General features: G+C 73.6%; 9 protein-coding genes. 7 read left to right on the top strand and 2 right to left on the bottom strand.

Annotation, left to right across the window (positions count from 1 at the left end):
- Window positions 1-911, bottom strand: a 911-nt coding sequence (locus tag ACPCK6_RS13635; RefSeq protein ID WP_423481288.1) for a hypothetical protein, incomplete at its 3' end; no start/stop codon positions are given.
- Between the two features lie 190 nt (window positions 912-1,101).
- Here ACPCK6_RS13635 and ACPCK6_RS13630 point away from each other — a divergent pair.
- The 7 genes from ACPCK6_RS13630 to ACPCK6_RS13600 are packed head-to-tail and all read left to right on the top strand — an operon-like array spanning window position 1,102 to window position 8,844.
- Window positions 1,102-3,936 carry a Na+/H+ antiporter subunit A gene (locus ACPCK6_RS13630; RefSeq protein ID WP_423481287.1) on the top strand — a complete coding sequence of 945 codons (2,835 nt, stop codon included), beginning with the start codon at window positions 1,102-1,104 and terminating at the stop codon, window positions 3,934-3,936.
- Window positions 3,933-4,400 (top strand): Na(+)/H(+) antiporter subunit C, encoded by a 468-nt coding sequence (locus tag ACPCK6_RS13625; RefSeq protein WP_318333694.1) that lies wholly within the window; start codon window positions 3,933-3,935, stop codon window positions 4,398-4,400. Before ACPCK6_RS13630 ends, ACPCK6_RS13625 begins: the two co-directional genes overlap by 4 nt.
- Complete coding sequence (locus ACPCK6_RS13620) at window positions 4,397-5,968, top strand: Na+/H+ antiporter subunit D (RefSeq protein ID WP_318333695.1); 1,572 nt, start codon at window positions 4,397-4,399, stop codon at window positions 5,966-5,968. The genes ACPCK6_RS13625 and ACPCK6_RS13620 overlap by 4 nt, the downstream gene beginning before the upstream one ends.
- The gene (locus tag ACPCK6_RS13615; protein ID WP_318333696.1) at window positions 5,965-6,564 is read left to right on the top strand and encodes a Na+/H+ antiporter subunit E; all 600 of its coding nucleotides are present in this window, start codon (window positions 5,965-5,967) and stop codon (window positions 6,562-6,564) included. The genes ACPCK6_RS13620 and ACPCK6_RS13615 overlap by 4 nt, the downstream gene beginning before the upstream one ends.
- Complete coding sequence (locus ACPCK6_RS13610; protein ID WP_013285827.1) at window positions 6,561-6,824, top strand: monovalent cation/H+ antiporter complex subunit F; 264 nt, start codon at window positions 6,561-6,563, stop codon at window positions 6,822-6,824. Before ACPCK6_RS13615 ends, ACPCK6_RS13610 begins: the two co-directional genes overlap by 4 nt.
- On the top strand, window positions 6,821-7,219 hold the full coding sequence (mnhG, locus tag ACPCK6_RS13605; RefSeq protein WP_396881484.1) for a monovalent cation/H(+) antiporter subunit G: 399 nt from the start codon (window positions 6,821-6,823) through the stop codon (window positions 7,217-7,219). The genes ACPCK6_RS13610 and mnhG overlap by 4 nt, the downstream gene beginning before the upstream one ends.
- A 32-nt stretch (window positions 7,220-7,251) precedes the next feature.
- Entirely contained in the window at window positions 7,252-8,844 is a 1,593-nt protein-coding gene (locus ACPCK6_RS13600; protein WP_423481286.1) for an amidohydrolase, read from the top strand.
- 43 nt (window positions 8,845-8,887) lie between these two features.
- Here the strand turns inward: ACPCK6_RS13600 and ACPCK6_RS13595 are convergent, their stop codons facing one another.
- A complete protein-coding gene (locus ACPCK6_RS13595) occupies window positions 8,888-10,642 on the bottom strand; it encodes an exo-alpha-sialidase (protein ID WP_423481285.1) in 1,755 nt (584 codons plus the stop codon).
- Window positions 10,643-10,694: the final 52 nt, after the last annotated feature.

Below are 10,694 nucleotides of genomic sequence, written 5' to 3'. Positions count from 1 at the left end.
GGGCCGGTGCGCCGCCCGCCCCGGGGCCCGCGGGTCAGCAGCTCCGCCGCCCGCGCCGGGTCGTCCCCGGCGGCCACCTGATCGAGTACGCGCAGCCAGCGCTCGCCGTGCGCGTCGGTGAAGCCGGTGCCGACGACGGCGATCCGGCGGCCGGTGACCGGGCCGGGTACGGCGTGCTCGCCCGGCTCGGTGGACCCGATCGCCGGCCCGGCCGCCACCCCTGCGAGGTCGACGCGGTCCCCGGCGGCGACGACGAGATCCGGTGACCCGCAGCGCACCGCGCGGACCGATCCGGCGCGGTCCACGTCCACGATCGTGGCGCGCAGGTGCCCCGCCGCGGCGAGGTCGCGGACCACCTTCTCGAGCGCGCCGGCCAGGTGCGGCACGGTGCGCCGCGGCCCGTCGGCGGCCCGGTGGAACGCCTGCTCGATCGCCCGGCGCCCGGCGGGGGTGTCCAGCACGGCGCCGGTGACGGTGCCGAGCAGGACGCGCAGCCCGCCACCGCGGACCGGTACGGCGGCGCCGATCTCGCCGGCGGTGCCGCAGATCGCCAGCGCGGCGCTTCCCGGCCCGGCGGGCACTGTGAACACCGCGACGTCCGGCGGCGCGGCGGCACGCGTCACCGTCGCGGTCCGCGTCCGGCGGCGCGCCCAGGCCAGGACCGGCACCACGGCCAGGCCGGCCGCCGAGGCGAGCAGCGCCTGCGGATCACTGCGGTGGCCGGGGACCACCGGTACGACGACGGACAGCGCGACCAGCACGCCCGCCCACGCCGACACCAGCGCCGCGACCCGGGGCCGGGCGGAGACGCCGAGCAGACCCGGCAGCAGCACCCAGCCGACCGGCGTGCTGACCTCGGCGAGGCCCATCAGCATCGCGTTCCCGGTGGTGCCCGCCAGGGCGGCTCGCATCGCCAGCACGCCGACAACCCTATCGGGGGACCGCCGGACGCCGACCGGTGTACCGGGCAAAGCAAACCTCACTCCTTACCCGAAACAGAGCGGAGCCGACACGACACGTTCGCGTGATTCTCTCGACATACCGCCTCGCCGAATCGCCGGTTAGGGTTGACGTACCGCAGGTCGATCTTGAGGAGTGTGTGTGCTGGTTCTGGTGGCGGTCCATGCGTTCGCAGCCGTGACCGCCCCCGTGCTGGTACGTCTCCTCGGTCGGCGGGCTCTCTATCTGCTGGCGACCGTCCCGGCGGCGGCGCTGATCTGGGCGGTGACCCGTACCGAACCGGTCCGCGCGGGCCGGCCCGTCGTCGAGACCGTCACCTGGGTGCCGCAGCTCGGTCTGGAACTCGCGCTGCGCATGGGCACGCTGTCCTGGCTGCTGGTGCTGCTCGTCGGTGGGGTCGGCGCCCTCGTACTCGTCTACAGTGCGCGCTACTTCCGCTCCGACGATCCCGGCCTCGGCCGGTTCGCCGCGGTGTTCGTCGCGTTCGCCGGCGCGATGCTCGGCCTGGTCGTCTCCGACGACCTGCTGCTGCTCTACGTGTTCTGGGAACTCACCACCGTCTTCTCCTACCTGCTGATCGGCAGCGACCCGACCAAGCGGGCCAGCCGCCGCGCGGCGATGCAGGCGCTGCTGGTGACCACGCTGGGCGGCCTGGCGATGCTCGCCGGGTTCGTGATGCTCGGCCAGCACGCCGGCTCGTACCGGTGGTCGGAGATCGCCGGGAACCTGCCCGAGGGCGGCTACCTCACCGTCGCGCTGGTGCTCGTCCTGCTCGGCGTGACCAGCAAGTCGGCGATCTTCCCGTTCAGCTTCTGGCTGCCGCGCGCGATGGCCGCGCCCACGCCGGTTAGCGCGTACCTGCACGCCGCCGCGATGGTCAAAGCGGGCGTCTTCCTGGCCGCGCTCATGGGCCCCGCCGTGGGGCAGACCACCGTGTGGCGCGGCGTCCTGCTGGCCGGTGGCCTGATCACGCTGTTCCTCGGCGGCTGGACGGCGCTGCGGCAGGTCGACCTGAAGCTGCTGCTGGCGTACGGCACGGTGAGCCAGCTCGGCCTGCTCATGGTGATCCTCGGCGCGGGCACCCGGGACACCGCGCTGGCGGGCGCCGCGATGCTGCTGGCGCACGCCCTGTTCAAAGCCACACTGTTCCTCGTCGTCGGCGTCGTCGACCACGTCACCGGCACCCGCGACCTGCGGGAGCTCAGCGGGCTGGGCCGGCGCGCGCCGGTGCTGGCGGCGGTCGCCGGACTCGCGGCCGCCTCGATGGCGGGCCTGCCGCCGCTGATCGGCTTCGTGGCCAAGGAGGCAGCGCTCGAGGCGTTCCTGCACGGCGGCACCACCGAACTGGCCGTGCTCGCCGGAGTGGTGGCCGGCTCGGCGCTGACCGTCGCGTACACCGCGCGGTTCCTGTGGGGCGCGTTCGCCGCCAAGCCCGGCGTCGCGGAGACCCGGCCGCACCGGATCGAGCCGGCGTTCATCGGCCCGGCGGCGGTGCTCGCCCTCGCCGGCCTCGCGGTCGGCGTCCTCGCCCCGGCGGTGGACCGGGTGCTGGCCCCGTACGCCGATCAGTTCCCGACCGCCGATCCGGGCTACCACCTGGCCCTCTGGCACGGCCTGACCCCGGCGCTGGGCCTGTCGGCGCTGGCGGTGACCGCCGGTCTCGGGCTGTTCCTGCTGCTGCACCGGCGCCGGCCCTACCTGCCGCGGCTGCCGTTCGACGGCGCCACCGGCTACGACCGGCTGGCCGGCGCGGTCGACCGCGCGGCGGTGGAGCTGACCGGCGCCACCCAGCGCGGCTCGCTGCCCTTCTACCTCGGCGTCATCCTGCTGGTGCTGGTCGTGCTGCCCGGCGGCGCGGTACTCGCCGGCGCGCCGTGGGCCAGCCGGTTCCAGCTCTGGGACACCCCGTTGCAGGCCGTCGCCGGCGCGGTCATCGTGGTCGCGGCGCTGGTGGCCGCGCGCGCCCGCCGCCGGCTGACCGCGATGATCCTGGTCGGCGTGACCGGCTACGGCACGGCGCTGATGTTCATCCTGCACGGCGCGCCCGACCTCGCGCTCACCCAGTTCCTGGTGGAGACCGTCACGATCGTGATGTTCGTGCTGGTGCTGCGCCGCCTGCCGCGCCGGTTCTCGGCCCGCCCGATCCGCGCCACCCGGCGGTTCCGGGTCGCGCTCGGCGTCGCCGTCGGCGTGGTCACCGCCGGGATGGCGTACGTGGCGGCGGGCAGCCGAACCGCAACGCCGGTCTCGGTCGGCTTCCCGGACGAGGCCGTGTCCTACGGCGGCGGCAAGAACGTGGTGAACGTGACGCTCGTCGACATCCGGGCCTGGGACACGATGGGCGAGATCGCCGTGCTGGTGGTGGCCGCCACCGGCGTGGCCAGCCTGATCTTCCGCCGCTCCCGCGCGCTGGACCTGCGCAGCGGCATCCCCGGCGCCGGCCGGCAGCAGTCGTCGCGCCCGCGCTGGCTGACCAGCGGCGCGACCTCCCGCCAGCAGTCGGTCATCCTCCAGGTGGTCACCCGACTGCTGTTCCACGCCATCCTGCTGTTCTCGATCTACCTGCTCTTCTCCGGCCACAACGCCCCCGGTGGCGGGTTCGCCGCCGGACTGGTCGCCGGGCTGGGGCTCGCCGTGCGGTACCTGGCGGGCGGGCGTACCGAACTCAACGGCGCCGCGCCCGTGGACGCGGGCCTGGTGCTCGGCGCGGGGCTGTTCGTCGCGGTCGGCACCGGCGTGGCCGCGATGCTGCTGGGCGGCGAGTTCCTGCAGAGCGCGACACTCGACTTCCACCTGCCGCTGCTGGGCCACGTGCACTTCGTGACGTCGGTCTTCTTCGACGTCGGCGTCTACCTCATCGTGGTCGGCCTCGTCCTGGACATCCTGCGCAGCCTGGGCGCCGAGATGGACCGCCAGGAGGAGGTCGACGAACAGGAGACCGAACCGGCCGGCGTACGGGAAGAGGAGCTGGTATGAGCCCGAACATCCCCAACCTGGTCTACGTCGTGGTCATCGGCGTCCTGTTCGCCACCGGCGTCACCCTGCTGCTGGAACGCAGCCTCACCCGCGTCCTGATGGGGGTCATCCTGCTCGGCAACGGCGCCAACCTGCTGCTGCTCACCGGCGGCCGGGCCGGCGGCCCGCCGATCGTCGGCACCACCGCCCAGGAGGACATGTCCGACCCGCTGCCCCAGGCGATGGTGCTGACCGCGATCGTGATCACGCTCGGCATGACCGCGTTCCTGCTCGCGCTGGCCTACCGGAGCTGGCACCTCAACGGGCACGACGAGGTGCAGGACGACGTCGAGGACCGCCGGATCATGGAGCTGGCCGACCGGGACGAGGGCCCGGGCACCTCGGACTCGGACACCGTCGACGCCGCCGACGGCAGCCCCGAGGCCCGGGTGCTCGTCGCCGGCGAGGCGGAGGCCGTCCGATGACCTGGCTCGTACCGCTGCCGGTGGTGATGCCGCTGCTCGGCGCCGCCCTCACCCTGCTGCTCGCCCGCCGGGCCCGCGCCCAGCGGTGGGTCAGCATCATCGTGCTCACCGCCACCGTCGCGGTGGCCGCGATGCTCCTGGTCCGCTCCTCGCTGGACGGCCCGCTCGTGGTGGAGGTGGGCGGCTGGGTGGCGCCGATGGGCATCGTGCTCGTCGCCGACCAGCTCGCCGCGCTGATGCTCGTGGTGTCCGCCTCGGTCACCCTGTGCGTGCTCGTCTACTCCATCGGGCAGGGCATGGCCGACGGCAACGAGGAGACACCGCTGTCGGTCTACCACCCGACCTACCTGGTGCTGACCGCCGGCGTGTGCAACGCCTTCCTCTCCGGCGACCTGTTCAACCTCTACGTCGGCTTCGAGATCCTGCTGGTCGCCAGCTACGTGCTGCTGACGCTGGGCAGCACCGAGACGCGGATCCGGGCCGGCACCACGTACGTGGTGGTCAGCCTGCTCTCCTCGCTGATCTTCCTGGTGGCGATCGGCCTGGTCTACTCCGCCACCGGCACGCTGAACCTGGCGCAGCTCGCCGACCGCCTGGACGCGCTGCCCGACGACATCCGCCTGGTGCTGCAGGGCATGCTGCTGCTCGCCTTCGGCATCAAGGCGGCGGTGTTCCCGCTGTCGGCGTGGTTGCCGGACAGCTACCCGACCGCGCCCGCGCCGGTCACGGCGGTCTTCGCCGGCCTGCTCACCAAGGTCGGCGTGTACGCGATCATCCGCACCGAGACGCTGCTGTTCCCCGGCGGCCGCACCGCCGACCTGCTCATGGTGATAGCGGCGCTGACCATGGTGGTGGGCATCCTCGGTGCGGTCGCGCAGTCGGACATCAAACGGCTGCTGTCGTTCACGCTGGTCAGCCACATCGGATACATGCTGTTCGGGGTCGGCCTGACCACCCCGCTCGGCCTGTCCGCGGCGATCTTCTACGTGGTGCACCACATCACCATCCAGACCACCCTGTTCCTCGCCGCCGGCCTGGTCGAACGACGCGGTGGCAGCACCGCGCTGGACCGCCTCGGCGGCCTGGCCCGGCTGTCACCACTGCTGGCGGTGCTGTTCTTCGTGCCCGCGCTGAACCTGGCCGGCATACCACCGTTCTCCGGGTTCCTCGGCAAGCTCGGCCTGGTGCAGGCCGGCGTCGACGACGGCGGGTTCCTGGCCTGGTCGCTGGTCGCCGGGGGACTGCTCACCAGCCTGCTCACGCTCTACGCCATCGCCCGGGTGTGGAACCTCGCCTTCTGGCGGGCGCCGCACGCGGACATGCCGGAGTCCGGTGACGCCGAGCAGGCGGCCCGCACCGACGGCGCCGAGCAGCCGCACGACGGCCCGTCGCCGGCCGGAGCGGTGCTGCCCCGGCTGATGACCGTGTCCACCGCCGCCCTCGTGGTGCTCGGCCTGGCGTTGACGGTGGTGGCCGGACCGCTGTTCGACATCAGCACCGACGCCGCCGACGACCTGTTGCGCCGTGCCCCGTACGTCGAGGCCGTGTTCCCGGAGGGACCGCCGTGACCAGTCAGCCGAAAGCGCCGCTGACCCGCCGTGACCGCTGGCGCAACCGGGCCATCGCGGTGACCGGCCTGGTCACCGTCTGGGTGCTGTTGTGGGGCACCTTCAGCTGGGCCAACGTGATCAGCGGACTCGTGGTCGCGGCAGTGCTGCTGGTGGTCTTCCCGCTTCCCCCTGTCACGTTCGCCGGCCGGATCCGGCCGGTACCGCTGCTGCGGTTCGTGATCCGCTTCCTGTACGACCTGGTGGTCGCGTCCGCCCAGGTGGCCTGGCTCGCCGTCCGGCCCGGGCACCCGCACTCGGCGATCATCGCGGTGCGCCTGCGGGTGAACACCGACCTCAACCTGACCCTGAACGCCGAGGCGCTCTCGCTGGTGCCGGGCAGTCTCATCCTGGAGGCCGACCGGAGTACCGGGACGCTCTACGTGCACGTCATCGGGATCCGGAGCCCCGACGAGGTGGAACGGTTCCGGCGCAGCGTGCTGGAGCTGGAGGCGCGCATCGTCGCCGCCGTCGGCTCGGCCGAGGAGCGCGACCGGATCCGCCACGACGAGGCCGAACCCGCCGGTTCGGTCGAACTGGAAGGAGCACCGACGTGACCGTCGTCGCCGTGATCGTCACCGCGCTGCTCGTCGCGGCCGGTGGACTCACCCTCGTCCGCATCATCCGCGGGCCGTCCATCCTCGACCGGGCCGTCGCCACCGACGTGCTGCTCGCCGTCGCGGTCGCGGCCATCGCCACCGAGGCCGCCTACAGCCGGGACGCCACCGCGCTGCCGGTCCTCGTCGTCCTCGCCCTCGTCGGTTTCGTCGGCTCGGTGAGCGTCGCCCGGTTCGCGTCCCGGAGAAGCCCGAAGTGACCGCCGACGCGATCCTGGACATCGTCGCCGGCGTCTGCCTGATCGCCGGCGCGCTGCTCTGCCTCGCCGCGGGCATCGCGCTGGTCCGCTTCCCGGACGTGCTGTCGCGGATGCACGCGGCGGCCAAGCCGCAGGTGCTCGGGCTGCTGCTGGTGCTGCTCGGCTGCGCGCTGCGGCTGCGTACCGGGGTGGACATCACCACGCTGGTGCTGGTCGGCCTGTTCCAGCTCGCCACCGCCCCGGTCGCGGCGCACATGGTCGGGCGGACCGCGTACCCGCACGACGACATCCGGCGGGACCTGCTGATCACCGACGAGCTGGCCGACCACATCGACCGGATCCGCGCGGACCGGGCCGGTGAGCCGGCGCAGACGGCGCCGGTCCGCCCGTCCTGACACTCCGTACGAGCGCCGAGGCAGGGGAGCCCATGAGCGGCACGGTCTACGAGAACGCCCGCATCCACACCCTCGACCCGGACCGCCCGTACGCCGAGGCGATGCTGGTCCGCGGCGAGCGGATCGTCGCCGTCGGTGACCTCGCCGACTGCCGGGACCGGGCCGGCGGCGGCGCACGGCGGGTCGACCTCGGCGGGATGGCCGTGCTGCCCGGGCTGATCGACAGCCACATCCACGCGGCGTCCTACGTGCGCGGGCTGGACCAGGTGGACCTGCGCGGCACGGCGAGCCTCGACGAGGCGCTGACCCGGATCGCGGGACACGCCGCCACGCTGCCGCCGGACGCCTGGCTGCTCGGCGGCGGGTGGGACAGCAACAGATGGACCCGGCCGGTGCAGCCGGCCCGCACCGACCTGGACCGGGTCTGCCCGGACCGGCCGGCGGCCCTGCCGAGCATCGACGGCCACACCATCTGGGTGAACACCGCCGCCCTGGCGCGCCTCGGCATCGACGCCGCCACCCCCGACCCGCCCGGCGGGCAGATCGCGCGGGACGAGCACGGCGAGCCGACCGGCATCCTGCGCGAGGCGGCGGCCGACGCGGCGTACGCGGTGGTGCGTTCCCCGCACGCCGGTGACCTGGTGGCGCAGCTCCGCGCCCACCTGCCCCGGCTGCTCGCCGCCGGCCTGACCGGCATCCACGATCTCGACGGGCAGGACGCCCGCGCCGCCTACGAGACGCTGTACGCCCGGGGTGAGCTGCCGCTGCGGGTGCACAAGACGATCCCCGCCACCGCCCTGGACGAGGCGATCGACGCCGGCTGGGCCACCGGCGACGGGGACCGCTGGCTGAGCACCGGCCCGGTGAAGATCTTCACCGACGGCGCGCTCGGCTCGCACACCTGCCTGATGACCGAGCCCTACGACGGCGAGCCCGGCAACCACGGCATCGCGGTCACCCCGGCCGAGGAGTTCGAGCGCCTGGTGGCGACCGCCGCCGGGGCCGGGATCGCGGTGGCGGCGCACGCCATCGGCGACGCGGCGAACCGGATGGTGCTGCGGGCGTACGCGCGCTGGCGCGAGTCGGCCGGCCCGGGCCCGGTGGCGCGGCTGCGGCACCGGATCGAGCACACCCAGCACCTGCTGCCGGACGACGTGCCGCTGCTCGCCCGCCACGGCGTGATCGCCTCGATGCAGCCCACGCACTGCACCAGCGACATCCCGCTCACCACCCGGATGCTCGCCGGCCGGGGCCTGGCCTCGTACGCCTGGCGCAGCCTGCGCGACGCCGGGGCCACAGTGGCGTTCGGGTCGGACGCCCCGGTGGAGGACCCGGACCCGTTCTTCGGCATCCACGCCGCGGTGACCCGGCAGCAGCCCGGCGGCACCCCGCCCGGCGGCGTCGACCCGCACGAGCGGCTCGACCTGGACGCGGCGTTGCGCTGCTTCACCGAGGCCGGCGCGTACGCCTCCTACGAGGAGCACCTGAAGGGCCGGCTGCGCCCCGGCATGCTCGCCGACTTCATCGTGCTGCCCACCGACCCGTACCGGGTCGAACCGGCGCGGTTGCGGGACCTGACCGTGGCGCTCACCGTGGTCGGTGGCGTGGTCCGCTGGCAGCGCTGACCGTGTCCCGCCCGGACGCCGTCGTCCGGACGGGACACGGCGGTCAGGCGCCCTTCACCCAGTCGAGGCTGAACCGGGCGAAGTAGATGCCGCCGGTGTTTCCCACCTCGTACAGGTTGCCGACCGTACCGTCGGCCAGGACCGCCATCGTCGAGTAACCGGCGCCGCCGGGCTTGACCAGCGCCCGTGCCGGCCAGGTCGCGCCGTCGTCGGTGGACAGCCGCACGGTGAGGTCGTTGCGTGCGGTCGGGTGCGCGTTGTTGCTGAACAGCGCCGTGCGGGTGCGTACCGGGGCGCGGTTCGCACCGACCTCGGCCGGGCGCAGGTAGGACATCTCGTCGGCGTTGCAGAGCGGGTCGGGCAGCAGGGCGCTCGCCGTCGCCGTACCGAACGTCGCCGCGCCGTCGGTGGAGGTGGCGTAGAAGCGGCTGCGGGTGGAGTTGTGCCGCATGTTCTGCACCACCGCGCCGGTGCCGCGCTCGATCGCCTTGCTCTCGTTGATGTTCCCGCCGGCGGATCCGCCGCGGCGCCAGGTCGCGCCGTTGTCGTCGCTGTAGATGTTCGCGGCGTGGCTGGTGCCCGCGGAGTCCCGGTAGGCGATCGGCTGGATCAGGCGACCGGTGCTGGTCTGGATGCCGTGGCCGGAGGAGAAGAACACCTGCCGCCAGGTGGGGTCCTTGACGGCCGGGTTCAGCTCGACCGGCGCGCTCCAGGTGGCGCCGTCGTCCCGGCTGGTGATGTAGCGCAGGTGCATGCTGTTCGGGTCGTCGGCGGTGTTCAGGCCGGAGCCGCCGGACCAGAAGCTGATGCCGGGCCGGGGGGAGTAGGTGAAGAAGCAGTAGACGACGCCGGTGGCGCGGTCGACGAGCAGGCTGGGGTCGCCGACGCCCTCGCTGGTGGTGGGCGGGGCGTGGATGACGCGGGGCTGCTCGAAGGTGCGTCCGCCGTCGGTGCTGCGGATCATCACGATCTGGATGTTGTTGGTGCCGCCGCCGAGGTCGTACGAGCCGTCGACCCGGGCGTCGGCCACGGCGATGACGGTGCCGTTGTTGCTCACGGCCAGGCCGGGGATGCGGACCGAGGCGACGGTGCCGTCGTAGCGGCCGTTCGCGCCGTTGAGGTCGCGGATCACGGTCTGCGTGGTCAGCAGCGTGGTGGTGGCGAGCTGCGGGTTGCCGGCGGCGAGGTCGCAGGAGGTGGTGCCGCGCAGCGTGGTGTCGAAGCCCGGCGCGGTGACCCGCAGCGTGTACGGGGTGCCGGCGCCGACGGTCCAGTAGTGCAGGTGGTTGCCGCCGGCGGCGATGGTGCGGGTCCACGGCGAGCCGGTGCGTCCGGCCCAGGTGACGGTGAAGTCGCGGGCCGCCGCGGTGCGGTTCTCCAAGGCGAGCTGGAGGCGGCCGTTCGTGCAGTCGAAGCCGGCCAGCGCGGACATGCCGGTGCCGCAGTGGAAGATGCCGCTGGTGGTCTCGTCCAGGCCGGTCGGGGTCGTCGTGCGCAGCGTGTACGACGTGCCGGGGGTCAGCGTCCAGTACAGCTCGGCGTTGCCGCCGGCGGCGACCGTGCGGGTCCACGGTGAGCCGGAGCGTCCGGGCCAGGTGACGGTGTAGGTCTGCGTGGTGGTGGCGCGGTTGTCGAGGTCGAGCAGCAGCCGGCCGGCGGTGCAGTCGGCGCCGACGGTGGCTGTCACACCGGCGGGGGCGGCGGCCTGGGCAGCGGTGGCGGGAAGTATGGAGAGCACGGTGAGGGCGGCCGCCGCGAGGACGGTCGCGCGGCGCGGTATGGCGCGGCGAGGGGACACGTGGTTCCTTCCGGGACGGGGGAGGGGAATCGGAGCTATCCGACGTCAGATG

Source organism: Micromonospora sp. AB353 (assembly GCF_049538395.1).
In the GTDB taxonomy this organism is placed as follows: Bacteria; Actinomycetota; Actinomycetes; order Mycobacteriales; family Micromonosporaceae; genus Micromonospora; species Micromonospora aurantiaca.
This window is presented reverse-complemented; position numbering and strand designations above follow the sequence as displayed.